This window comes from Robiginitalea sediminis (genome assembly GCF_002198115.1).
Classification (GTDB): domain Bacteria; phylum Bacteroidota; class Bacteroidia; order Flavobacteriales; family Flavobacteriaceae; genus Robiginitalea; species Robiginitalea sediminis.
On the sequence record NZ_NGNR01000002.1, the window covers coordinates 408,867 to 434,308 of the forward strand.

A 25,442-nucleotide genomic window follows, 5' to 3' on the forward strand; every position below is an offset into this window, starting at 1 on the left:
TATGCCGGTAACACCGCCCATCCCGGAATCCGTCCGCCTGGAGGCACCCATCGACCAGCGGCAATACCTGGTCAATGGGGAATTGCGCACCTGGGATGGCCCGGTTTCCGAGGTATATTCGACCATTTCAGATGCTGAACCTTATGCCCCAACCGTTTTGGGGTCTATCCCGACTATGGGGGAGGCCGAGGCCCTGGATGCTCTTGAAGCCGCCATGCAGGCCTACGACAAGGGCAAGGGGGTCTGGCCAACCATGAAGGTGCGCGACCGCATTGCCTGCATGGAGAAGTTTGTGGGTCAGATGGAGACCAAAAGGGATCGCATCGTCCAGCTCCTGATGTGGGAAATCGGCAAGTCCCAACCCGATTCCGAAAAGGAATTCGACCGGACGGTGGAGTACATATACGACACCATTGAGGAGTACAAGCAACTGGACCGGGATGCTGCAAAGTTTTCCCGTCACGATGGTGTTTATGCCCACATCCGGCGCGGCCCCATAGGGGTAGTGCTTTGTTTGGGACCCTATAATTACCCGCTCAATGAAACCTTTGCCCTGCTCATCCCGGCTATTATCATGGGGAATACCACCATTTTTAAGCCGGCCAAACACGGCGTGCTGCTCATAACACCACTTTTGGAGGCTTTTCAGAACAGTTTCCCGAAAGGCGTGGTCAATATTCTCTTCGGGCGGGGCAGGGCAGTGGCCACCCCCATCATGCAATCCGGGAAGGTAGATGTGCTGGCCCTTATCGGCAACAGCGCTTCGGCCAATGCCCTGCAGGACCAACACCCGAAAAGCAACCGCCTGCGGCTGGTGTTGGGGCTGGAAGCCAAAAACCCGGCAATAGTGCTCCCGGATGCCGATATGGACCTGACTATCAGAGAATGTATCAGCGGAACCCTTTCCTTTAACGGACAGCGCTGTACCGCCCTTAAAATCCTCTACGTGCACGAAACCGTGCTTGAAGAGTTTCTGGAGCGATTCACCAAAGCGGTAGATGCCCTGCGTTTCGGGAATCCGTGGGACCCAGGCGTATCCCTGACCCCATTGCCGGAAGCGGCGAAACCTGACTACATCCAGGAGCTCATAGACGATGCCGTGGCCAAAGGGGCCAAAGTCATGAACCCCAAAGGCGGGCAACGCAGTGCCAATTTTATCTGGCCGGCGGTTTTGTACCCCGTTAAACCCGGGATGCGCGTATACGAAGAGGAACAATTTGGGCCGGTGATCCCGGTGGTTCCTTTTACGGATATCGACCAACCGCTGGACGAGATGGCCGAGAGCAATTACGGGCAGCAGGTGAGCCTTTTCGGGAAGGACATCAATACCCTGGCCCCGCTTATCGATACCCTGGCCAACCTGGTGTGCCGGGTGAACCTGAACAGCTCCTGCCAGCGGGGGCCGGATGTTTACCCTTTTACCGGCCGCAAGGATTCCGCAGTCGCAACCCTTAGTGTGCACGATGCCCTGAGGTCTTTTTCCATTCGGACATTCGTGGCCTTCAAGGACACACCCCTCAACAATGAAACGGTGGAAGCCCTGGTAGATGCCAAACTCTCGAATTTTATAAGTACCGACTATATCCTGTAGACCCGGGCCCGGACCTGCTGCTACAGGCGGGTAAGGGCACAGGGTTTAAACCTCCTTGTAGATGCCGTCCTCCCGTTCCCATTTAAAGGCGATCATTGCCCTGGCCATGGGAGCCTTTGGTATTGCCCTTACTGAGTTTGTGATTATGGGCATCCTCCCCAAAGTAGCGGGGTCCCTTTCCGTTACCATCCCACAGGCCGGACATTTTATCTCGGCTTACGCACTTGGGGTGGTGGTGGGCGCACCCCTGCTGACCCGGTTGGCTTCGCGCTGGCCCTCCCGGAAGGTGCTTCTGGGCCTGATGCTTTGGTTTACCTTGTTCAATGGGCTTTCGGCCCTGGCAGAAGGGTATTACAGCATGCTGGCCATCCGATTCCTGGCTGGCCTGCCGCATGGTGCTTATTTCGGGATTGGGGCGGTACGGGCAGCCCGCCTGGCACCACCGGGCAGGGAGGCACGGGCCATTGCCCGTATGTTTTCCGGCTTTACCCTGGCCAATGTCCTGGGCGTCCCGCTAGGGACCTATATCGGCAATACCTGGCATTGGGGCGCTTCCTTCCTGATGATTGCGGTAGTGGGCATCCTGACCGTGCTCTGCCTGTTTTTATGGATGCCTCCCGAATCCGGGAAGGATTCCGGAGAGTCCTCCAAGGGTTCCGGCATGGGCGGATGGGAACTCTGGTCCCTTTTGGCCCTTACCGCTATCGGGACCGGCGGGTTCTTTGCCTGGTATAGCTATATCGCCCCGCTCCTGATGGAAGTCTCAGGGCACACCGAAACCACGGTAAGCCTGGCCATGGTCCTTTCAGGGGTCGGGATGGTGATCGGAAATCTAATCGGTGCCCGGCTGGTGGAGTGGCTGCGACCCGTTCGCGCCACCGCCGTTGGGATGTCTTCCATGGCGCTAATGCTGGTGCTCAATGCGGCCCTGGCTCCCTATCCGGGATGGGTCCTTGTGATGTGCTTTGTCATCGGGATGGTCACCTTTACCATGGCGGCTCCCATTCAAATGTCCATTATCGATGCGTCCAAGGGGTCGGAAATGCTGGCCTCCTCTTTCAACCAGAGCGCGTTTAACATCGCCAATGCCTCTGGTGCCTTTTTTGCCGGTCTGCCGCTAACTATGGGGTACGGGTATACCAGCCCCAGCCTGGTAGGCGCTGTCCTTGCTGCCGTTGGGGCGATCATAGCCCTTGGGATCTGGCAGCGTAAAAGACACTTAAAAACCCCGTAGTCAGGGAATATTCAGCATTTTTTCGGTGGCCTTGATGGCTGATACCGTCTGGTCGGAGTCCAACCCCCGGGTGGTGAATTCGCGGTCCTGGTGCTTCCAGGTGATTACGGTTTCACAGAGGGCGTCGGAGTGGGACCCCGGTGGGATGCGTACCGCGTAATCCACCAGGGTAGGCAAGGGGCGCTTGATGCCCTTATAGACCTTGCGCAGGGCATTCATAAACGCGTCGAACTGCCCGTCTCCCTGGGCGTGTTCCTCGTAGGTTTTGCCGTCTATTTCCAGGGCAACCGCTGTGGAGGGCTGCAACCCCTTTGCATGGGTCAGGACATAGGAACGGATAAAGACGCGTTGTTGGTGCATATCACTGCCCAAAACATCGGAGATGATATACGGCAGGTCCTCGCGGGTAACCCGTTCCTTTTTATCTCCAAGCTCTATAATACGGGCCGTTACCTTGCGGACTTCTTCCTCATTCAGGGTCAGCCCGAGTTCCTGCAGGTTCTTCTGGATATTGGCCTTTCCGGAGGTTTTCCCCAGGGCATAGCGCCTTTTCCGCCCGAAACGCTCCGGCATTAAGTCATTGAAGTAAAGATTCTTCTTGTTGTCCCCATCGGCATGTATTCCAGCGGTTTGGGTAAATACGTTTTCCCCTACAATGGGTTTGTTGGCCGGGATGGTGATCCCGGTAAAGGCAGACACCAGTTTACTGACCTTATACAGGGAACTTTCCACCACGCCCACTTCCACTTCCGGCATAAAATCATTCAGCACAGCCACCACGCTGGCCAGGGGGGCGTTCCCGGCCCGTTCCCCCATGCCGTTAACGGTAAGGTGGAGGCCGTCTACCCCCGCCCGTACTGCTTCCATCACATTGGCTACGCTCAGGTCGTAGTCGTTGTGGCCGTGGAAGTCGATGTGCTGGTCCGGGTAGCGTTCCCGGATGGCACTCAGGAATTCAAAGGTTTCCTTAGGCGTAAGGACTCCCAGGGTATCCGGGAGCAGGATACGTTTTATGGGCTGTGTGGTCAGGAAATCCAGGAACTGGAAGACATACTCCGGTGAATTTCGCATCCCATTGCTCCAGTCTTCCAGGTAAATATTGGAAGAAAATCCCAGTTTGCGTGCCTCCTCCAGTACCCTGCCAATGTCCTCGAAATGGGCTTCCGGGCTTTTCTTTAGCTGGTATTTCAGGTGGTTCAGGGAGCCTTTGGTGAGCAGATTCTGGACTTTGGCTCCGGCCTTGCGCATCCATTCCAGGGAGGCACCGCCATCAACAAAAGTCAGGATTTCCACATGTTCCAGCAGCCCTGCGCCTTCTGCCCAGCCAGTAATCTGCCGCACCGACTCGAATTCCCCTTCGGAAACCCGGGCAGAGGCCACCTCAATGCGGTCTACGCGCAATTCTTCCAGAAGGAGTTTGGCCAGGGTGAGTTTTTCCGAGGCCGTAAAGGAGACCCCGGAGGTTTGTTCCCCATCCCTAAGGGTGGTGTCCATGATTTCAATACGCCGCTTGCTCATAGGTCAGGGTTGCCTTAAGGCTTAAAGGGGGGTCTTGGTGGCAAAGGTCTCGATCTCTACCTTCATGTTGAGCAGGTAATCGATATCGTCGAAACCGTTTAACAGATTATCTTTTTTATACCCGTTGATCTCAAAGGATTCCTGTTGGCCGGTAGCCTTCAGGGTTATGGTCTGCTCAGGCAGGTTTACCTCCAGTTCTGTTTTGGGGTTTGCTTCGATGGCCTCAAAAATAGCCTGCAGGAATTCCGGGCTGACCTGCACCGGCAGGACTCCCACGTTCAGGCAGTTATTGCGGAAGATATCCGCGAAGAAACTCGATACCACGCACCGGAACCCGTAGTCGTATACGGCCCAGGCGGCATGTTCCCTGGAGGAACCGGAGCCGAAGTTTTTCCCGCCTACCAGGATTTTGCCCCCGTAAATGGGATTGTTCAGGACAAATTGTTCCTTCGGGGAATTATCCGGGTTGTATCGCCAATCCCTAAACAGGTTGTCGCCAAAACCCTTGCGCTCGGTAGCTTTCAGGAAGCGTGCGGGAATGATCTGGTCCGTGTCCACGTTCTCGATGGGCAGGGGCACGGCCGTACTGGTCAGGATATTGAATTTATCGTATGCCATAATGTCGTTCTGTCAATATTTGGAAATTGCCCCGGTAGCTTTCGGGGTGGAAGTCGGGTTTTGTTTGCTCTAAGCTGTTTGCAATTCCAGTAATTCCCTGGGGTCTGTAACCTTTCCGGTTACGGCAGCAGCAGCGGCCACCAGGGGGCTGGCCAGGAGGGTGCGGGCCCCCGGGCCCTGCCTTCCTTCAAAATTCCGGTTGGAGGTGCTCACCGCGTATTTACCCGCGGGGATTTTATCGTCGTTCATCGCCAGGCAGGCCGAGCAGCCGGGTTCTCTTAATTCGAAACCGGCTTCTTCCAGGATTTCCAGGATGCCTTCCTCGCGGATGGCGCTTTCCACCTTGTGGGAACCTGGCACCAGCCAGGCGGTTACGTGGTCCGCTTTCCTCCGTCCTTTAACTACGCTGGCAAAGGCGCGGAAATCCTCTATGCGGCCATTGGTGCAACTGCCCAGAAATACAAAATCGATTTTCTTCCCGAGCATGGATTCCCCTTCATTAAAGTCCATATAGGCCAACGATTTGCGGTAGGTGCTTGCCCCGCCTTCCACGGCACTGGCTTCAGGGATGCTGTGGGTAATACCCACGCCCATCCCGGGGTTGGTTCCATAGGTAATCATGGGCTCTATGGATGCTCCGTCGAAGTGGAGCTCACGGTCGAACCGGGCATCCGCATCGGAATGCAGGGTTTCCCAGTACGCCATGGCCTGGTCCCAATCGGCTCCCTTGGGCGCAAATTCCCGCCCCTTGATATAGTCGAAGGTTTTGGCATCCGGGGCAATCATCCCGCCCCGGGCCCCCATTTCAATACTGAGGTTGCATACGGTCATGCGGCCTTCCATACTCATGTTCTCGAAGACCTCCCCGGCGTATTCCACAAAATATCCCGTAGCACCTGATGTGGTGAGCTGGGAGATGATGTATAAGGCCACATCCTTGGGGGTAACGGCAGGGTTGAGTTTTCCGTCGATGCTGATGCGCATGCTTTTTGGCTTGGGTTGCATGATACACTGGGTGGCCAGTACCATTTCAACCTCCGAAGTCCCGATCCCAAATGCAATCGCTCCGAATGCCCCGTGTGTGGAGGTATGCGAATCGCCGCAAACTATCGTCGCCCCTGGGAGGGTAATCCCGTTTTCGGGCCCTATGACATGCACAATCCCGTTTTTTTCATGGCCTAACCCCCAATAGGGGATACCGTGAGCCTCCGCATTGCGCTGGAGGGCATCCAACTGGTTGGCCGAAAGGGGGTCCTGCACCGGCAGGTGCTGGTTGCGGGTGGGAGTGTTATGGTCGGCCGTAGCGAAGGTCCTGCTGGGGTAAAGCACCGGAATACTCCGGTTCTTAAGCCCCAGGAAGGCTACCGGGCTGGTAACTTCATGTACCAGGTGCCTGTCGATAAACAAGACGTCGGGGCCGTTTTCGATACTGCGGACTACGTGCGAGTCCCAGACTTTGTCGAACAAGGTTTTGCTCATAATGCGATTCTGCCTTAAGTGATTTTAGCTTCGCTAAAGTACAAAGGGGTTTGGCTTGCGTAAAACAAAGCCCCTTCAAATTACGATGCCCAACATAGGGTTATATTCCCGAAGAGCTGCTGAATATGGCATGTTTCGGCTAGGAAGCAGGGTTTGTACTGGGGGAAGGACTGCCCTGGTGAACGCGTACGAAACATGAGTTGAGCCCTAAGTAGTAGTAAGTCGTGTCCGGATTCAGCTGATATAATCCCACCTGTTTTTGAACACCTCCATCCGCGCCATCTTGTCGCGGACCACACGGTTGTCCGGGTGGGATAGTTGCGGGTCGGCCTCCAGCAGGTGCGCGGCATGGTGCCGGGCGGCGCGCAGCAGCTCCCCGTCCTTGACCACGTCGGCAATCCTGAGGCTTAGGACCCCGCTTTGCTGGGTGCCCATCAGGTCTCCCGGCCCCCTGAGTTTGAGGTCGGTTTCCGCAATCTCAAAGCCGTCGTTGGTCCGGCACATGGTCTGGAGCCGCGTCCTGGCGTCTTCGGATAGCTTGTCGCTGCCCATCAGGATGCAGTAGCTTTGGTCGGCCCCGCGGCCCACCCGCCCCCGGAGCTGGTGAAGCTGGGAAAGCCCGAAGCGCTCGGCACTTTCAATGACCATGACGGAGGCATTGGGTACGTTAACCCCCACTTCAATCACGGTGGTGGCCACCATGATCTGGGTCTGCCCTTTTACAAACCGGCGCATTTCAAATTCCTTGTCCTCCGGTTTCATCTGGCCGTGAACGATGGAGACCTGGTACTGGGGTTGGGGAAATTCCCGGCTGATACTCTCAAAGCCGTCCATCAGGTCCTTGTAGTCAAGGGCTTCGGATTCCTGGATAAGGGGGTAAACCACATAGACCTGCCGCCCTTTGGCGATTTCGTCTTTCATAAATCGGAAGACCTTAAGGCGGTCTGCATCTTTCCGGAAAACGGTCTTGACCGGCTTCCGCCCCGGAGGCAACGTATCTATAACACTGATGTCCAGGTCTCCGTACAGGCTCATAGCCAGGGTCCTCGGAATAGGGGTGGCGGTCATCACCAAAATGTGTGGCGGGCTCGTATTCTTTTTCCAGAGCCGGGCTCTTTGGGCTACGCCAAAGCGGTGTTGTTCGTCAATGATGGCCAGGCCCAGGTTATGGAAGCGGACCCGATCTTCGAGCACTGCATGGGTCCCTATCAGAAAGGGCAGTTCCCCGCTCAAAAGCGCTTCCAGCATGGGTTTGCGGTCCTTCTCCTTAACCGAACCAGTGAGCAGCCCGGCAGACAGCCCCATAGGCTCCAGCAGTTCGCAAACCGCCTGGTGGTGCTGCTGTGCAAGGATTTCGGTAGGGGCTACCAGGCAGGCCTGGTACCCGTTGTCCAGCGCCAGGAGCATGGCCAGGACGGCCACTATAGTCTTGCCGGAGCCCACGTCTCCCTGCAACAGCCGGTTCATCTGGGCCTGGCTTCCCAGGTCTGCCCGTATTTCCCGGATAACGCGTTTCTGGGCATCGGTGAGTTCAAAGGGGAGGTGTTCGCGGTAAAACCGGTTGAAGTGATCGCCGACCTGCTGAAAGGCGAACCCTTTGATCTTCAGTTTGCGCTGTTGTTTTTTAGCCAGCAGGGCCAGTTGGATATAGAACAATTCCTCGAACTTCAGCCGTGCCTGGGCCCGTGCCAGGTCCGCCTGGGAATCGGGGAAATGAATCTGGATAAGGGCTTTTTTCTTTCCGACCAGCCCCAGGGACTCCAGCAGGGTTCCCGGCAGGGTTTCCGTAAGGTCTGCTTCTACTTCCCCAAGCAATTGGGCCATCCATTGGGCAATCAGGCGGTTGGTCACACCCTGGCGGCTGAGTCTCTCAGTGGAAGGGTAAATGGGCTGCATCCGGATTCGGGGTTTCTGCTCAAATTTCCGCAGGAGTTCCATTTCCGGGTGTGCCATGGAGTATGTGCCCGCATACCAATTTACCCGCCCGTAAACCACGTAGGGTTCCCCAAGGGCAATGCGCTCGCGGAACCACTGGTGGCTGCGAAACCACACAAGTTCCATTTCGCCTGTAGGGTCCCGGAACGTAGCCACCAGCCGTTTGCCTTTTTTCTGTTCCACTGTTTTCAGGTGGACCACTTGCCCAACAATCTGCACTTCGGCACTGTTGCGTTCCAGCTGTGAAATCGTATAAAACCGGGTTTTGTCGATATATCGGTTGGGAAAGAGGTAAAGCAGGTCCTGGTATGTGGTAACCCCCAGTTCCTGGGAGAGCAGGCGGGCCCTGCCCGGGCCCACGCCTTTCAGGAAGGTAATCTCGGTATGCAGGCGCTGGGGATGCATCGGTCTAAATTACGCCTTACCCCATACCCATGCAACCGCCATTGCCTAAATTTGGATTGGATTTTGATGTGCAACTGGTATGCGAAACCTCTTTAGAATATCCCTGAGCTTGTTTGGCCTGGCCCTTGCGGCAGCCCAGCCTCCTGCGCCAGATTTCCTCAGTGCCGGTATCCATATCCGCCCCTTTCCCGAGTCTGACTCCCTGGCAGGACGGGTGCGCTTTATCTTCAGGACCCTGCCGGGGTCTGATAGTTTGCGGATCGATGCCCGGGACATGGCCCTGTCCCGCGTGGTCCTTCAGGGCAGGGAAGTGGCCTATGCATACAGTGGAAGGGTCTTGCGCCTTTCGGCCCCGGATGCTCCCGGGGAGTATGAGTTGGAAATTGAATACGGGACCCGACCTTCCCAAGCGGTCTATTTCCTCGGCTGGAAGGATTCCATCCCCTGGAACGAACAAGTGTGGACCCAGGGGCAGGGGAAGTATACCAGCCATTGGGTACCCAGTTTCGACGATATGACCGAGAAGCTGGTTTTTTCCCTTACCATCGACTTTCCACAGGAATACCAGGTCATTGCAAACGGAAAATTGCTGGGAACCCGGGACAAAGGAGGAATCCGCACCTGGGAGTACCGTATGGAAAAACCCATGAGCAGCTACCTGCTGGCCTTTGCTGCTGGGCATTTCCAGTACTTTGAAGGCACTTCTTCCAGTGGGGTTCCGCTAAAACTCTTTTTCCCGCCCGGGCGGGACCTGGAGGCCGCGCGCGCCTATGCCCATACCCGGGAGGTCTTTGACTTCCTCGAAAAGGAAATCGGGGTACCGTACCCCTGGCAGAACTACAAGCAGGTCCCCCTTCACGATTTCATCTATGCAGGCATGGAGAATACGGGCACCACGTTCTTTTCGGACCGGTTCCTGACCGATTCGCTGGGCCCTGCCTCCCGGGATTATCTAAACGTAAACGCCCATGAACTGGCCCACCAGTGGTTTGGCAACCTGGTTACGGAAACCGACGGGGGGCAGCACTGGCTCCACGAGGGGTTTGCTACCTACTATGCCCACAGGGCTACCGCCCGGATCCGGGGAGGGGAGGAGTTTTACTGGACCTTACTTGGAACGGCTTATTCCCTCCGGGAACTGGATAGCAGCGGGGATGGGAAATCTCTGCTGGACCCGGGAGCCGGAAGCCTCGTCTTTTATGAAAAGGGGGCCTGGGCCCTCTTCGCGTTGCAGCAGGCCATGGGGGAGGAGGCCTTCCGGGCGGGAATGAAACTATTCCTTCAAAAATATGCCTATGGAAATGCCACGGTAGACCAGCTTCTGGAGGCCATGGCATCGAATACCTCAAAATCGCTGGACGCTTTTCGGCAGACATGGCTGGAGGCCTCCGGCTTTCCCATGGCAGAGGCAGAAACCTTGCTGGAGGGCAGCAGTCCGTCGGTGGCCCGTTTCCTGGAATTCAGAAGGCGGGATTCCCTGGAGCGTAATGACCCTGGGGTTCTCAACGCCTACTGGGAGCGGGACACCCTGGAGCCGTACCGCGCAGCCTTACTCGGGGCCTATAGCGGGAGATTGGAGGAAGCCTTATTTCAGATGGCTTCGGAAGATGGCCGACCCAGGGTGGCCAGGGCACTTCTGGACCGTATTACAGGGACGGAACCCTGGATGCAGCCTTACCTGGAAGCCTTTTTGGATGCCCCGGACTATAATCTGCGGGAGACGGCCTTGTTCTGGGCCTGGCAGGGGTATCCGGAGTCCAGGCATGACCTCCTGCGAAAGGCGGCTTCAAATGGTACCCTGGGGGACCTGCAGGTCCGGCAACTGTGGTGGTTGCTCGCGCTTTACAGCGAATACGATACGGAGGCGGCCCGGGTCGGGTACCTGACTGCCCTGAGGGAAACCACCGCCCCGCACCACAACCGGGAAATCAGGGAGAATGCCCTGCGGATGCTTCACAGGGCTGGTGCCCTCAATGGCGAGAACCTGGCAGACTTGGTAGTGGCTACTGAACATTATGCCTGGCAATTCAAACTGTATGCCCGCCGGCTGCTGGACACCCTTTTGGAAGATCCGGAAGGTAGGGACTTCTGGCTGTCTCTTGGCAACAGGTTCCCCGCGGCATCTTTTCCGTATTTTCACGCCAAACTGCGGGAACTATGAAAGCACTGGTTATCTCGGGAGGGGGAAGCAAGGGGGCCTTTGCAGGGGGGGTGGCCCAGCACCTTATCCAGGATTTGGGAAACCGGTACGACCTGTACCTGGGGACCTCTACCGGAAGTTTATTGATCCCCCATCTGGCCCTGGGCGATATCCCCAAAGTAAGGCATGCCTATACCTCGGTTAACCAGGAAAGTATCTTCAGTCGGCGTCCCTTTACCATTCAGCGCAAGCACGGGACCGCATCCATCGGGATTAACCACTGGAACGTGGTACAAAACTTTTTAAGGGGGAGCAAGACCTTCGGGGAAAGCCACAACCTGTTGCAGCTTATCCGCAGGACCCTGACCCCTGAGGAGTTCCAGACGTTGAAAGAAGGAGCTTCCGACCTGCTGGTGACGGTTTCCAACCTGTCCTTAAACCAGGTGGAGTACAAGTCCCTCCGCGATTTCGATTACGACGAGTTTTGCGAGTGGATCTGGATTTCCTGTAATTACACCCCGTTTATGAGCCTGGTCCGCAAAAATGGCTGCGACTACGCCGATGGGGGTCTGGGTTGTATTGTACCTATAGAGGAGGCCATCCGGCGCGGGGCTACGGAGGTGGATGCCATCGTCCTGCATACGGAGGTCACCCAGCTTAACCGCATGCCCTCCCGCAACGCCTTTTCCCTGCTAACCAATATGTTTGCCTTTATGCTGGATAGGATCGAGCAGCAGAATATCAAAATCGGGAAATTTGTGGCCAACCAGCACGATGCCATCATCAACTTTTACTATACCCCAACGGTACTTACTACCAACTCCCTGATCTTCGACCGGGAGCAGATGACGCAGTGGTGGGAGCGGGGGAGGCAGTATGCGGCTTCCAAGTCCGGGCGGACCAGTCCGCTGGAACCGGAATAGCTCAGGCTACCAGAGTTCCCCGATCTCTTTTTTCACGAATGAGAGGGCGGTGGCGGAGGGGGAGGCTTTCTCCATGGACTCGTTGAGGATATCCTCCCGCAGTTTGTCTGCGGAATCCGTTTCGCTCAGGGCGGCTTTGCGGATGGCCTGGATCGTAGCGTTCTTGGCTGCCTTGATCACATTCCAGCATTCATCCGACATATAGATCTGCTGGGAGAGGTTGTGCTCAAATTCATTTTCAATGGAGCGGATTAACAGGTTTTCGTAATCCGATTTATCTGCCGATTTCGGGCCAACGCGGACCACAAGGCTGGGGATGGAAATACGTTCCAGGAAAAGCGCCATCCGCTCGTAGGCCTGCAGCCTTATAGGCAGGGCGTTCTTCTGGCTGTCCTTTTGCAGGAGGAACCTGCGGCGCCCGTCCTCGTTTCGGGTATGCAGTCTGAAAAAATAAAAGGCCACGGCCCCAGTCACCACGGCGGGAAGTAAAAAAGCGAATAATTGAAAGATATCGTCTCCGGACATATCAGGGTTTAGGTTTGGTTTTGGAAACAAAACGGAGGATTGGATCAAAAAGTATATCCACCCCTGCCGATCTGGCCTCCGGACCCGGTTATTGCTTTATTTCAGCCTTAACATCCCGGTAGAAGGCCCTGTAATCCGGGTGCAGCATCACATCTACCCCCTCGCTGAAATTCCCGTCACGCCCCCTTGCGCTCATTCGCGATGCGGCTATGCCATGGTTGTCTCTCAGGGCATTCATCACCGCAGTACCCTGCCGGGCTGCCAGGGCAATGTCCCCGGTCATGGAGAGTCCTTCGACGGTTACCCCCAGCTGAGGGTGGGCTTTGACCAAAGTGGCGATCCCGGCCAGCCACCCGGCGGCACCTTCGGTGAGTTCCGTGTTTGTATCGCCCCCGAAGAGCTGGTCCAGGGTTCCGGATATCACCAGGCTCCCTCCGGCTGCCTTCAGCTGGGCATCGGGCCCCAGGGTTTTCTTGGCATCGGTAAGCAGGGCAATGATGGTGGAATCGTTACGGCCGAGGGTCTCCATGATCCCTCTCAGTTCTGCCTCCCGCGCTTCGAGAGAGGCCAGGGCCTGATTCAGGGATTCGTTGTTTTTGTTAGAGACCTGTGCAAAACTGTTCAGGTTCTTCAAAAGGGTATTGTTGGCATCCTTCAGTTCCCGGACCTGGACCTCGTAGGAGGCTGCCTCGGCCTTGCTTGCACTTTCCCTGCGCTGCGCCTGGTTCACCGCCTCCTCCAGATCCCGGATCCGGGCGTTCAACGTGTCGATTTCCGCCAGGAGATCGCTGCGGCGCTGCCCGTGTAGTCCTGTAGAAAACAGGAGGGTGAAGAGGAAGAGCAACGAGGGTCCGAACGTGTATAAATACTTCATGAGCGCTTGGTTTTCTCCCGCAAATATAGGGCCTACTTCCCGGTATTCATGTAATCCAGGGTCAATTCAGTAAGGGCTTTTACCCCGAGGAGCAGCCCGCTGTCATCTATCATAAAATCCGGGGTATGGTGCGGGAAGGATTCCTGGTTTCCGGGGGTCATCCCGCCCAGAAAAAAGAAGAACCCGGGGGCCTTCTTCTGGAAATAGGAAAAATCTTCCGCTCCGGTAACTGCCTTCTGGGAAACGACCTGGTTAGTTCCGGCCACCCGTTGAAGCGTGGGGAGCATCTGGTCTACCAGGGCAGGGTCGTTAAATGTGATTTCGGTGGCATCGCGGATTTCCACGCTGGCCTCCCCCCCGTACGCACGGGCAATATCGGCGACCATTTCCTTCATCCTGCGGTTGATGTGATCTTTCATGTCGTAGTCCAGGGTGCGGATGGTGCCGATCATTTCGGCGGACTCCGGGATAATATTGAAACGCACCCCGCTGGTGATCTTGCCCACGGTAATCACGGCAGCCTCATTGGTAAGGTTGGATTCCCGGCTGATGATGGTTTGCAGCCCGTCGATGATCTTGGCGCTGATCAGGATGGGGTCCACCCCGGACCAGGGCTGGGAGCCATGGCTCTGTTTGCCCTTCACCCGGATGGTAAAACTCTGGGCCGCCGCCATGGTGCCGCCGGACTTGTAGCGGATCATCCCCACAGGGGTCTGGGAATTGATGTGGAGGCCAAAGATGGCATCCACCTTCGGGTTATCCATAACCCCTTCTTTAACCATAAGCAGGGCACCGCCTTCCTCCCCAACGGGCGGGCCTTCCTCAGCCGGCTGGAAAATAAATTTGACAGAACCCCGCAGCTGGTCCCTGTTTTTAGAGAGGACTTCTGCGGCCCCCATCAGGATGGCTACGTGGGTATCGTGCCCGCAGGCGTGCATGACGCCTACCTCTTGCCCGTTGAATTCCCCGGTAACTGTAGATTTAAAAGGGAGGTCATTGCGCTCGGTTACCGGCAGGGCGTCCATATCGGCCCGGAGGGCCACAACGGGCCCCGGCTTGCTGCCTTTTAATAACCCAACAACCCCGGTATGGGCCACCCCGGTCTGCACCTCAATTCCCAGGGATTCGAGGTGGGCGGCCACTTTAGCCGCTGTTTTGAATTCCCGGTTGGAGAGTTCCGGGTTTTGGTGGATATCCCGGCGCCATTCCACTACCTTGGGTTCTACTTCGGCATAGGCCTTGTCCAGGCCTTTGGTTTGAGCGTTAAGGCCACAAACAGCCAGGGTTGCTACGAGGATAAACGTGTTTCTCATGGGGTTGGTTTTAGAATTTTATAAGTCTGTAGCCCTCATCCTGCAGTTGGATCAGAGCGGTCATGGCAGAGAGGGATAACTCCACGCCCTCAAGGGTTTTCGATAGGGGGACGCCCCGGGAGTACGAGGACTGTCCGCAGAGGATGACCCTGCCGCCGGCTTCCATAAGAGCCGCCAGTAGCGGGGCATTGGGGTTGTCTACCCCGAATTGTTCGCGGTATATTTCGGTCTTCAGCAAGTCCGGCGTCGCTTTGTTGTGGACCACCAGGACCACTTCCAGTTGGGCTGCAGGAACGCCGGCGCGCATGTGCATATTCAGGAACCGGACCGCCGTCTCCATCCAGGGGTTAACCGCTGCCGGGTCTTCCGGGCTGTTCATTACGTCAATAACGGCACGGAAAGTGGCGTTGGTGTCTGTTGGGTATGTGGCATCCGGCACTTCCCAAACGGCGCCATACCCGTAGACGGCTGGGCCATCTGCCTTCACTTGGCCTGAAAGGGTTCCGGAAAGCAATCCTCCGAGGACCAGTAAACCACAGCGCGTAAAAAATCTCATAGGCCGTTTGGGGTTAAGCGTTAAAGATATTCAAATTGGAGGTTTCCGGAAATACATTGTTTATAACTCGGGCAGGACAGGGTTTGAGGTTGCAGTGGATAATACCTAAATTCACGGTTTTAAAGGAGATCGGGCATGTTCCTGGAAGAATTGAATGAAGCACAGAAAGCACCTGTCCTGCACAAGGACGGCCCCCTGATGGTCATTGCCGGGGCCGGTTCCGGCAAAACCAGGGTGCTTACCTACCGCATCGCCCACCTGATGAACCAGGGGGTAGACGCCTTTAATATCCTGGCCCTGACCTTTACGAACAAGGCAGCCCGGGAAATGAAAAAACGGATTGCCACCATAGTGGGGGAAGGGGAGGCCAAAAACCTCTGGATGGGTACCTTCCACTCCATTTTCGCCCGTTTACTGCGCTATGAAGGGGATAAACTCGGTTTTCCCAGTAATTTCACCATTTACGACACCCAGGATTCCCAGCGCCTGATAGCCTCCATCATCAAGGAAATGGGCCTGGACAAGGACGTCTATAAATTCAAGCAGGTCCAGCAGCGGATCTCCTCCTACAAAAACAGCCTGATCACCGTACGGGCCTACTTCCAGAACCCGGAGCTGCAGGAGGTTGATGCCATGGCGAAAAGGCCGCGTTTGGGCGAGATCTACCAGAACTACGTGGATCGTTGCTTTAAGGCCGGAGCCATGGATTTTGACGACCTGCTGCTGCGCACTAATGAGCTGCTGAACCGATTTCCCGAAGTCCTCTCCAAATACCAGGAGCGCTTTAAGTACATCCTGGTAGACGAGTACCAGGACACCAACCACTCCCAATACCTTATCGTGAGGGCCCTGGCAGACCGGTACCACAATATCTGTGTCGTGGGGGACGATGCCCAGAGTATTTATTCCTTCCGGGGCGCCAACATTACAAACATCCTGAACTTCCAAAGGGATTACGACGATGTTGCCGTTTACCGGCTGGAACAGAATTACAGGTCTACCAAGAATATCGTAGGTGCCGCCAATAGCGTGATCGCCAACAATACCAAGCAACTGGAAAAGGTGGTCTGGACCGCCAATGATGAGGGTCCGCTCATCAGGCTTCACCGGAGCCCTACAGATGCAGAGGAAGGCCGGTTTGTGGCCTCGTCCATTTTTGAAAATAAAATGCAGCAGCAATTGCCCAACGGGCATTTTGCGGTTTTGTACCGGACCAACTCCCAATCCCGGGCTATCGAAGACGCACTCCGGAAAAAGGACATCCCCTACCGTATTTACGGGGGGTTGTCCTTCTACCAGCGCAAGGAGATCAAAGATGTTCTGGCCTACCTGCGCCTGATCATCAACCCGGCGGACGAGGAAGCCCTCAAACGGGTCATCAATTTTCCGGCTCGGGGGATCGGGCAGGCAACGGTCGACAAATTAACAGTGGCTGCCAATGCCAAAGGCGCCACGATCTTCGGGCTCATGGAGCAGCTCGGGAGCGATTCCCTTGGCTTTAATGCTGGAACCCGGCGCAGGCTCGAGGAATTTGCCAATATGATCCGCAGTTTCCAGATTATGAACCAGCAGGCCGATGCCTTCACCCTGGCCGAGCACGTGGCCAAGAAGTCCGGGCTTTTGCTGGAGTTTAAAAAGGACGGGACACCGGAAGGCATTGCCCGCATGGAGAATATCGAAGAGCTCTTGAACGGGATCAAAGACTTTGTTGAGGGCCAGCGGGAGCTGGCAGATGCCAGGGGGGACCTTACGGAATTCCTGGAAGATGTTGCCCTGGCCACCGATATGGACAAGGAGGTTGGGGACGAGGACCGGGTGGCCCTGATGACCATCCACCTGGCCAAAGGCCTGGAATTTCCTTACGTGTATATTGTGGGGATGGAGGAGGACCTGTTTCCCTCGGCCATGAGTATGAATACGCGGAGCGAATTGGAGGAGGAGCGCAGGCTTTTCTATGTGGCCCTGACCCGGGCAGAAAAGCAGGCCTACCTGACCTATGCCCAGAACCGGTACCGATGGGGTAAACTCATCGACGCCGAACCAAGCCGCTTTATTCAGGAGATCGACGAGAAGTTTGTTGAAAACCTGACCCCGGAGGACACTTACCGGTTCCGTCCCCTGCTCAATACGGATATTTTCGGTGAGGTGGATAAAAGCCGGCTGCGCCAGGAAAAGCCCCGTGCTGGAACCCCGCCATCGGCTAACCGGCCCTCGCCAAACCAGTTGCGCAAATTGCGTAAAATCAAACCCAACCTCGGGGAACCCGAACCTGCTCAGGCAGCTATCGCCGAACTACAGGAGGGGAGCCAGGTAGACCATTCCCGTTTCGGAAAGGGGACGGTTCTGAAGATTGAAGGCGCCGGCAATGACAAAAAGGCCGAAATCCGCTTTGAGCAGGGGGACGTAAAGAAACTCCTCCTGCGATTTGCCAAACTCAGGCTCCTGAATTAAGTCATCCGGAGAAGGATTAGTGAATACGGCGTATGTGCCTTTACTAAAATATATTAGTATGAAAACCGTGAAGAATACCACCCTTTTATTGCTCAGCAGCCTTTTGCTACTGGCCGGATGCCGTAACGAACAAGACACCACAGAAGATGAAATGGGGCTGTTGCCTCAGCCCGAGCTACCGAACCCACAGGATCCCGATTACTGGGATGCCGCAACTCTGGTGTGGAGCGATGAATTTGACGGAACCTCCCTGGACCCCGATAAGTGGACCTTTGAAACCGGGGACCACGGTTGGGGCAACAACGAATGGCAGAACTATGTAACCCAGGGGGTGACCGAGGTGAGCGACGGCACCCTTAAAATAACCGCCCGGAAAGTAGGTACGGGCGGCCACGTGGGCGATTATGAATCGGCACGCCTCAACAGCCGGGAGGCGTTTACCTTTGGGAGGCTGGAGATCCGGGCAAAGATCCCGGAGTGGAAGGGGAAGGGCATCTGGCCGGCCCTCTGGATGCTCGGGTCCAATATTGGGCAGGTGGGCTGGCCCGAATGCGGGGAGATCGACATGATGGAATACGTCAGTTACGACCCCGGAAAGGTGCATTTCTCCATCCACAGTCCGGCCAATAACCATAAGGACGGCACCCAGGTAACCTCAGGCCCCGTTCCCCTGGAAACGATAGAGGAGGAGTTCCACAATTACGGCATTCTCTGGACGGACCAGTATATCAAGTTTTACCTGGACGACCCGTCCCAGGTGACCCTCGTTTTCCCGAGGCCTACTCCGACTACAGCGGAGAACTGGCCCTTCAGTAAGCCCTTTTATTTTCTGATGAACATAGCAGTAGGAGGAGACTGGGGTGGGCTCCAGGGTGTGGAAGACACGATTTTCCCGGCAGTGATGGAGGTAGACTATGTGCGGGTATACCAGGTTCCACCCCCGGGACAGTAACCTTAAGCAGGGATGAGATGGCGGAGTTTATCAAGATTTACGAAGAGAACCCAAACCCCCGTGAAATAAGGCGTGTGGTAGACATCCTGCGTTCAGGAGGCCTGGTTATTTATCCTACCGACACGGTCTACGGACTGGGGTGCGACATAACCCAGAGCAGGGCCCTGGAGCGTCTTGCCCGGATCAAGGGCGTGAAACTCGAAAAGGCCAACTGGTCCTTCATCTGCGAAGACCTGAGCAACCTCTCGGATTATGTGCGGCAGATAGACACCCCAACCTTTAAAATCCTCAAACGCGCATTACCCGGCCCTTACACGTTTATTTTACCGGGGGGCAAAGACCTTCCCCGGGACTTCAAGAAGAAGAAAACCGTAGGGATTCGCGTACCGGACAACACCATTGCCCATGAGCTGGTAAGGGCCCTTGGAAACCCCATTGTCTCCACCTCTATCCGGGATGATGACGACATCCTGGAATACACTACGGATCCGGAGCTCATTTATGAAAAATGGGGGAAGCGGGTAGATGCTGTTATAGATGGCGGGTATGGGGGGAATGTGGCCTCCACCATTATTGACCTCTCAGGCCCAGAGCCTGAAGTGGTCCGCGAGGGTAAAGGTTCCCTGGACATCCTCTGACAAAAAAACCCCGGACAATTGCCCGGGGTTCTTATTGAAAATTCTAGTGTTCTTAGCGGTTGATCGCGGGGTCTTTCATTCCTTCTTCGATCATGGAATAGAATTGGTCCAGTTTCGGCAATACCACGATGCGGGTACGGCGGTTTTTGGCGCGGTTTGCAGCAGTATCGTTGGTAGACAGCGGTACGTAATAGCTGCGGCCGGCAGCGGTCATACGGGCGGGGTCTACCCCGAAATCATTCTGCAGGATGCGAACCACGGAGGTGGCGCGCTTGGCACTTAGGTCCCAGTTATCCAACAGGACGCCGCTGCGGTAGGGAACATTGTCTGTGTGGCCTTCTACCATGAATTCGAAATCCGGTTTGTTGTTAACCACCTGGGCTACTTTGCCAAGGACGGCTTTCGCGGCATCGGTTACATTGTAGCTTCCGCTGCGGAAAAGCAGTTTGTCTGAGATGGAAACAAATACCACCCCTTTCTCTACGCTGATCTCGATATCCTCGTCGTCCAGGTTACCCAGCACCCCTTTCAGGCTCTGAACCAGAGCCAGGTTAACGGAATCCCGGCGGGTAATGGCATCCTGAAGCTTGCGGATGGTCAGGTCTTTTTCCCGGAGGCTTTCCAGAGACTTCTCCAGGTTTTCGGCACCCTTGGCGGTGAGGGTGGTCAGGTTCCCCATGTTGTTGATCAGCTCCTGGTTGTTTGCTTTGAGGAAAGCATTCTGATCCTCGAGGGTTTTCAGGCGCGCATCTGCGGTGGCCTTGTCCTCCAGACAGGAGTTGAGCTTAACAGTGGCCGAATTGAGTAAGTCTTGCGTCTCTTTTTGCTTGGCTTCCAGTTCTGCATACTTTTTCTGGGATACACAGGAGGACAGGGCCAGGGCCAGTCCCAGGCAGCCTACAATCAGTTTTTTCATAGTATTATTTATGCATTTAAGTTGTTAAGGATTCGTACGATTGTAATAATTTAAACAAAATTATGCAAAAGGGGGCCGGTCGATAAACCGAATTCGTTAATCTTTTACCAATTTGTTAAAAGTCTTTACCCCATTTACGTAATAGGCCCATACCACGGATGTCGTACGGTAATACTTTAATACGAATTTCACTCTTTCGCGCTTGCGAAGCATGGCCGGAACATGGCGGTAGTAACTCAAGTGGGCCCTGAGGATGGCCCAGGCATGCCGGCCACGCCCTTGCAGCAGGAAGCGCGCTGCCGCCACCCCGTCCAGTACCAAGCGGCTAAGCACTATGGGAAAAGCCTTTTTACGGGGCAGGTTCTTGGTTATGGAGTACAGGGAGTTCCGGAAATTCAAAAAGGTCTTTTTGGGGTTCATGTTACTCAGGGTAGAACCGCCCAGGTGATAGACTACTGAACTCCCGGTATAAAAAACCTGATACCCGTGGTTTTGTGCGCGCCAGCAAAGGTCTACCTCCTCCTGGTGGGCAAAGTAATCCGGGTCGAAGCCCTGCAGTTCCCAGAACACTTCTTTGCGGATAAACATACAGGCCCCCGTGGCCCAGAAGATGCTGTGGGTGTCGTCGTATTGCCCCCTGTCCTCTTCCAGACTCTGAAAAATGCGGCCCCGGCAGAACGGATACCCGAACCGATCCAGAAACCCCCCGGCTGCGCCGGCGTACTCGAATCGCTCCGGTTGCAGCAGGTCTTTTATCTTGGGCTGGACAATCCCGATGTCCGGACGGTTGTGAAAGAGATCCAATACCGGTTCCAGCCAGCCTTCGGTTACCTCCACATCGGAATTCAGCAGGCAGTACAGGTCGGCATCGACCTTTTCAAGTGCCATGTTATACCCTTGTGCAAAACCGCCATTAAAGGGGTTTTCCACCACCCGGATACCGGGATATTCCGCTCTGAGATACGCAACGGAATGGTCCGTGGAGGCATTGTCTGCCACCACGATTTCGGCACCCTGGGAATGGGCCACTACCGATGGAAGGAAGCGTTCCAGAAGGGCCCTCCCGTTCCAGTTCAGGATAACAATGGCGATTGATGGCATGCGATCAGGTCAAAAAACGGCCCGGGGATACCCGGGCTTCGAAGGGGCCAAAGTACGCAATTTTTTACCGAATCAGGGCAGGGGAGCCATGCCTGAGGCCGGGAGTTCCCGCAGGAAGTCGTACGCCTTGTTTTCGTAATCCATCCGGCAATAGTAATGGGACAATCCGTTGGTAACCATCAGCAGGGGAGACCCCAGGGCCATATTGTATCGGGCAATCTGGTCGAAGACTTCCTGGGTCAGGGCCACCTCGGGCGCTTTGCATTCCACCAGCAAATCGATCTCCCCCCGGTCTCCGCAAACGGCGATATCCACCCTTTTCCTGACAGGGCCTACCCGGATTTCGCGCTCCACCAGCATGCGCCCCAGGGGGTAGCCTTTTTCCCGGTTCAGGTACTGGATGCAATGCTGGCGCACCCATTCCTCTGGTTGCAGCCGCACGTATTTTTTACGGACCACATCGAAGACCAGGGGGTTATTTTCCCTACTTTTGAATCGGAACGGGTATGCGGGAAAATTGAGTTTTCGCATGCTGCAAATGTGCATTTATTTTTCCAATGGAGGAAGTCAGGGAACTCATCCGAAGCATTGAACAGCGGCAGCTGGCGCCTGTGTATCTGCTCATGGGGGAGGAACCCTACTATATAGACCGCATTTCGGAATACATCGGTTCCCATGTCCTTACAGAAGCCGAGCGCGGGTTTAACCAGGCCGTGCTCTACGGCAAGGATGTCGGGGTAGATGATATTGTGGCCCAGGCCAAGCGTTTTCCGATGATGTCGGAATACCAGGTACTCATTATCCGGGAGGCACAACACCTGAGCCGTACCATTGAGCAATTGGTATCCTATGTGGAAAACCCGCAACCCAGCACTGTGCTGGTACTGTGTTACAAATACAAGACCCTGGACAAGCGGAAAAAACTGGTGAAGGCCTTAAAGGCAAACGGGTGTGTGGTCTTTGAGAGCAAAAAGCTTTACGAGAACCAGGTGGCGGACTGGATCCGGAAGGTCCTCTTGGGCAGCGGGTTTAAAATTTCCCACAAGGCCTCGGCCCTGTTGGTGGAATACCTCGGAACAGATCTAAGCAAGATCGCCAATGAGCTGGACAAGCTTAAAATCGTATTACCGGAAGGCTCCGAAATTGGTCCGCAGGATATCGAAGACCATATCGGAATCAGCAAGGATTACAACAACTTTGAATTAAAAAAGGCGATTGCCAGCCGGGATATCTCCAAAGCCACCCGCATTATCAAGTATTTCGGGGAGAACCCCAAGGACAACCCTTTTGTGCTGACCATTTCCCTGTTGCACACCTTCTTTGCCCAGTTGCTGCAATACCACGGCCTGGACGACCACAGCCCCAGGAATGTGGCCAGTGCCCTGCGCATCAACCCTTATTTTGTAAGCGAATACCAAACCGCTGCCAGGCACTATCCCATGAAACGGGTCAGCGCTATAATAGGCGTCCTGCGGGAGATGGACCTGAAAGGCAAGGGCGTGGGCTCTACCTCACTGTCCCACCAGGATCTGCTGCGGGAACTGCTTTATAAAATCGCCTAATTACTTCTTATCCACACTGTAACCTCCGGGGCCCGTGAAGAAAAGGGCCAGGAAGATAGAGGCGAAAAGCAGGGCTTTCTCCTTGGTGCCGAAAGGGTCCGCTGCATGGGCGATAAAGGCGGCTACCAGCATGCCGATCACGACTGGGATCGCAGCCCAGCGGGTCTTAAACCCAATGAGAACCATAGCGGCACATACCACCTCAGCAAAGGTGATAAGGAAAAGGGATGGCCCGGCTCCAATTCCTATGGGGTCACCGAATTGGATGGGGCCTTCGCCGAAAAGACGGCCGATTTTGGGGATGCCGTGGGTAAGGAGCATCCCGGCTCCTGCAACGCGCAGGATGAGGAGGCCGAGGTCTGTTTTTAGGGAACTTTTCATGGTTAGTCGATTAACGATGGATTACTAAAGTATTAATTTATAATGAATCTACCGTATTCCTTTTAGGCATCCCCTGAGTTTATCGATCAACTCCCAGCTGTTTTCCCGGTTAAAGGGGAGTGGAGGTTTGATTTTTAAAACGTTATCGCCAGGACCATCCGTGCTGAGCAGCACATGGGCTTCCCGCATCCGGTTTTTGATCTTCCCTGCCAGTGCAGTGGCAGGAGCCCCGTTCTCTTCCAGCAGTTCCACCCCGAGGAATAGTCCATTCCCCCTGACATCTGCAATACACGAAAATTCGGACTGCAGCCCGGTAAGGGCATCCTTCAAGAGTGTTCCGACGGCCGAGGCGTGCTCGGGCAGGTCCTCTTCTTCCAAGGCATCGAGTACGGCGTGGCCGGCAGCACAAGAAACCGGATTCCCGCCAAAGGAGCTGAAAAATTCCGGTCCTTTTGCAAAAACCTCGGCGATTTCCCGGGTACATACCACCGCCCCAATCGGGTGCCCGTTACCCATGGGTTTCCCTAATATGACCATATCCGGGACCACGCCGTATTGGTTAAATCCCCAGAAATCAGGGCCAAGCCTCCCGAAACCTACCTGGACTTCATCGGAAATACAAAGCCCTCCCTGAGCCCTGACAGCCCTATAAATGGGTTCCAGGTATCCTTTTGGGAGGGGCACCTGCCCCCCGCACCCCATAATGGGTTCTGCCAGGAATGCACCCACGGTACCACTGTACCTGCTGAGGAGTTTCAGGGCCTGGCTGCTGAAGTGGGCCCCGGCAGTACCATCGTCTGCCAACCCGGATCCGAATACCTTTGGCATAGGACACACCAACGTTTCCGGGAAGCTATCGGCAGAGCTGTGTTTGTAGGGACTTGCGGCAATGCCGGCAATCGTGTTTCCATGGTACCCGTGTTCCAATGCCATAACCATGGATTTTCCGGTGTAAGCGCGCGCCAGGCGCAGGGCCAGGTCTGTCGCGGCACTTCCCGAATTAACCAGGAAAACCCGGTTGAGGGAAGGGGGGAAGTGACCCAGGAGGGCTTCCGCATAGTCCGGCAGGGCGTCGAAATGGTAACGCGTATTGGTATTAAGGGTCCGAAGGGCCTGGCAGGTCCTGCGGGTTACCTCCGGATGGCAGTGCCCCACAAGCATAATGTTGTTGTAAGCATCCAGGTAGGTCTCCCCTTTATGGCCGTACATGTACTGCAACGCTGCGCCCTTCATAACAATGGGCCTGGAATAGCTGAGGCTCATGGCAGGGCTCAAAAGGTTGTTACGCCTGTGGGCATAAGACTCCTCGGCAGAGGCCTCGGGAATCGCCAGCCCGGCTGCAGCCCTGAACCGCCTTTGGGCTTCAAGGGGGTTGATGCGCACCCATTTTTCCAGGAGTTCCCGGGCCGGTGCCTCGCTGATGGAGACGTATTCCGAGTCCGGCCGGAGTTTCCGGGCATGGGTGCTTTGGCAGAGGCTGATGCACAGCCTCCCGGCTATCAGCAGGTATAGGATGTCGGCTTCTTCTGCCTCCAGGGTAAAGCATCGGGCATATCCCTTAAGGATAGATTCCGCGGCTTGCATGGGGTCTTCTTTCCCCATGAGCGCATAGGTCATCCCCACGGCCAGGTCCGCTGCCAACCAGCTGTGGCAGGCATCCCCGAAATCGATCAGGCCGGTTACCTTCCCGCGGTAGGTAAGGACATTCCAGTCATTCGCGTCGTTGTGGATAAACCCGGTGCGAAAGCTATACTGTTTGGGTACAACATGGGTCTCGAACTGCTGGGCAAAATAGGCTATAAGGGTTTTGGTCCGATGGGGGGAAACCTGCTCCTGGTACTGCAGGGAGAGCGGCAGGTGACGCAGGTCCCAGGAAAAGGGTGGGGAAACACCAGGACCGTTGAAGGTGGCCGCAAGATGGCCACAAGTGCCCAACAACTCCCCGAAGGATTCCAGGAGCGCGGCATCCTGATCGGCCTCAGCCAGAAAACTACCCTCCAGGAATTCCAGCAGGCGGTAACAGTGGCCGTTGTGAACGACAAAATCGTTTCCGGTAAGGGTTTTTAGGGGTTTTGGGAAGGCAAAGGTATCCGATTGGCTATAGTGTTCCATGAGCCGCGCCTCCAGGGCCAGCCGGGATTTGATCTCATCTCCTGTTTCATGGACCTTAAGGATCCATTTCCCCTTGGGGCCCGTGACCAGGGTGGTACGGTCCTGGTACCCCTCAAGGGGCTTATGGGTAGTAACGCGTACCCCGAAGGCCGTTTCCAATATGCCGTATAGTCCTTCCATCCGTTGGTTCACCTGACCTTCAAACTTAATGAAAAATA

The 25,442-nt window shown here is 55.5% G+C and carries 21 protein-coding genes; 8 read left to right on the forward strand and 13 right to left on the reverse strand.

Annotated features, from left to right (window positions below; translation table 11 throughout):
- The first annotated feature begins 1 nt into the window (after nt 1).
- Complete coding sequence (locus tag CA832_RS08045; protein ID WP_088341064.1) at nt 2–1,591, forward strand: NADP-dependent glyceraldehyde-3-phosphate dehydrogenase; 1,590 nt, start codon at nt 2–4, stop codon at nt 1,589–1,591.
- A gap of 61 nt (nt 1,592–1,652) precedes the next feature.
- Nucleotides 1,653–2,825 carry an MFS transporter gene (locus tag CA832_RS08050; RefSeq protein ID WP_143542354.1) on the forward strand — a complete coding sequence of 391 codons (1,173 nt, stop codon included), beginning with the start codon at nt 1,653–1,655 and terminating at the stop codon, nt 2,823–2,825.
- On the opposite strand, the gene CA832_RS08055 is transcribed toward CA832_RS08050, so the two are convergent.
- From CA832_RS08055 to recG, 4 genes are all read right to left on the reverse strand, one after another.
- Nucleotides 2,826–4,343, reverse strand: coding sequence for an alpha-isopropylmalate synthase regulatory domain-containing protein (locus CA832_RS08055; protein ID WP_088341065.1), 1,518 nt, complete (start codon nt 4,341–4,343; stop codon nt 2,826–2,828).
- A 21-nt stretch (nt 4,344–4,364) separates the two neighbouring features.
- Entirely contained in the window at nt 4,365–4,961 is a 597-nt protein-coding gene (leuD, locus tag CA832_RS08060) for a 3-isopropylmalate dehydratase small subunit (protein WP_088341066.1), read from the reverse strand.
- A 69-nt stretch (nt 4,962–5,030) separates the two neighbouring features.
- On the reverse strand, nt 5,031–6,440 hold the full coding sequence (gene leuC, locus CA832_RS08065; protein WP_088341067.1) for a 3-isopropylmalate dehydratase large subunit: 1,410 nt from the start codon (nt 6,438–6,440) through the stop codon (nt 5,031–5,033).
- Nucleotides 6,441–6,674: 234 nt separating this feature from the next.
- Nucleotides 6,675–8,780, reverse strand: coding sequence for an ATP-dependent DNA helicase RecG (recG, locus tag CA832_RS08070; RefSeq protein ID WP_088341068.1), 2,106 nt, complete (start codon nt 8,778–8,780; stop codon nt 6,675–6,677).
- Between the two features lie 79 nt (nt 8,781–8,859).
- Here recG and CA832_RS08075 point away from each other — a divergent pair, with 79 nt between their 5' ends.
- Nucleotides 8,860–10,941, forward strand: coding sequence for a M1 family metallopeptidase (locus CA832_RS08075; protein ID WP_088341069.1), 2,082 nt, complete (start codon nt 8,860–8,862; stop codon nt 10,939–10,941).
- The gene (locus CA832_RS08080) at nt 10,938–11,843 is read left to right on the forward strand and encodes a patatin-like phospholipase family protein (protein WP_088341070.1); all 906 of its coding nucleotides are present in this window, start codon (nt 10,938–10,940) and stop codon (nt 11,841–11,843) included. Before CA832_RS08075 ends, CA832_RS08080 begins: the two co-directional genes overlap by 4 nt.
- Nucleotides 11,844–11,849: 6 nt before the next feature.
- Here the strand turns inward: CA832_RS08080 and CA832_RS08085 are convergent, their stop codons facing one another.
- The 4 genes from CA832_RS08085 to CA832_RS08100 form a co-directional block, all read right to left on the reverse strand.
- Complete coding sequence (locus CA832_RS08085) at nt 11,850–12,368, reverse strand: DUF7935 family protein (RefSeq protein ID WP_088341071.1); 519 nt, start codon at nt 12,366–12,368, stop codon at nt 11,850–11,852.
- 88 nt (nt 12,369–12,456) lie between these two features.
- Nucleotides 12,457–13,242, reverse strand: a complete 786-nt coding sequence (locus CA832_RS08090; RefSeq protein WP_143542355.1) for a hypothetical protein — start codon at nt 13,240–13,242, stop codon at nt 12,457–12,459.
- 32 nt (nt 13,243–13,274) lie between these two features.
- Nucleotides 13,275–14,555: an amidohydrolase gene (locus tag CA832_RS08095; protein WP_088341073.1), complete on the reverse strand. Its 1,281-nt coding sequence runs from the start codon at nt 14,553–14,555 to the stop codon at nt 13,275–13,277.
- 10 nt (nt 14,556–14,565) lie between these two features.
- Nucleotides 14,566–15,111 carry a DsrE family protein gene (locus tag CA832_RS08100; RefSeq protein WP_088341074.1) on the reverse strand — a complete coding sequence of 182 codons (546 nt, stop codon included), beginning with the start codon at nt 15,109–15,111 and terminating at the stop codon, nt 14,566–14,568.
- Nucleotides 15,112–15,246: 135 nt separating this feature from the next.
- On the opposite strand from CA832_RS08100, the gene CA832_RS08105 reads away from it, so the two are divergent.
- Genes CA832_RS08105 through CA832_RS08115 form a run of 3 tightly spaced genes read left to right on the forward strand, consistent with a single transcriptional unit; the run spans nt 15,247 to nt 19,152 of the window.
- Nucleotides 15,247–17,562, forward strand: coding sequence for an ATP-dependent helicase (locus CA832_RS08105; protein WP_088341075.1), 2,316 nt, complete (start codon nt 15,247–15,249; stop codon nt 17,560–17,562).
- A 58-nt stretch (nt 17,563–17,620) separates the two neighbouring features.
- Nucleotides 17,621–18,514: a glycoside hydrolase family 16 protein gene (locus CA832_RS08110; protein WP_088341076.1), complete on the forward strand. Its 894-nt coding sequence runs from the start codon at nt 17,621–17,623 to the stop codon at nt 18,512–18,514.
- Between the two features lie 17 nt (nt 18,515–18,531).
- Nucleotides 18,532–19,152 (forward strand): L-threonylcarbamoyladenylate synthase, encoded by a 621-nt coding sequence (locus tag CA832_RS08115; protein WP_088341077.1) that lies wholly within the window; start codon nt 18,532–18,534, stop codon nt 19,150–19,152.
- A gap of 52 nt (nt 19,153–19,204) precedes the next feature.
- Here CA832_RS08115 and CA832_RS08120 read toward each other — a convergent pair whose 3' ends face one another.
- From CA832_RS08120 to CA832_RS08130, 3 genes are all read right to left on the reverse strand, one after another.
- A complete protein-coding gene (locus tag CA832_RS08120; RefSeq protein ID WP_088341078.1) occupies nt 19,205–20,068 on the reverse strand; it encodes an OmpA/MotB family protein in 864 nt (287 codons plus the stop codon).
- A gap of 96 nt (nt 20,069–20,164) precedes the next feature.
- The gene (locus CA832_RS08125) at nt 20,165–21,169 is read right to left on the reverse strand and encodes a glycosyltransferase family 2 protein (RefSeq protein ID WP_088341079.1); all 1,005 of its coding nucleotides are present in this window, start codon (nt 21,167–21,169) and stop codon (nt 20,165–20,167) included.
- A gap of 72 nt (nt 21,170–21,241) precedes the next feature.
- Complete coding sequence (locus CA832_RS08130; protein WP_088341080.1) at nt 21,242–21,700, reverse strand: type I restriction enzyme HsdR N-terminal domain-containing protein; 459 nt, start codon at nt 21,698–21,700, stop codon at nt 21,242–21,244.
- A 26-nt stretch (nt 21,701–21,726) separates the two neighbouring features.
- Between CA832_RS08130 and holA the strand changes: the two genes are divergently transcribed.
- On the forward strand, nt 21,727–22,731 hold the full coding sequence (holA, locus tag CA832_RS08135) for a DNA polymerase III subunit delta (RefSeq protein WP_088341081.1): 1,005 nt from the start codon (nt 21,727–21,729) through the stop codon (nt 22,729–22,731).
- Here holA and CA832_RS08140 read toward each other — a convergent pair whose 3' ends face one another.
- Both CA832_RS08140 and CA832_RS08145 read right to left on the reverse strand, forming a co-directional pair.
- Nucleotides 22,732–23,112: a DoxX family protein gene (locus CA832_RS08140; RefSeq protein ID WP_088341082.1), complete on the reverse strand. Its 381-nt coding sequence runs from the start codon at nt 23,110–23,112 to the stop codon at nt 22,732–22,734.
- Between the two features lie 48 nt (nt 23,113–23,160).
- Nucleotides 23,161–25,404 carry an aminotransferase class III-fold pyridoxal phosphate-dependent enzyme gene (locus CA832_RS08145; protein ID WP_088341083.1) on the reverse strand — a complete coding sequence of 748 codons (2,244 nt, stop codon included), beginning with the start codon at nt 25,402–25,404 and terminating at the stop codon, nt 23,161–23,163.
- Nucleotides 25,405–25,442 lie beyond the last annotated feature (38 nt).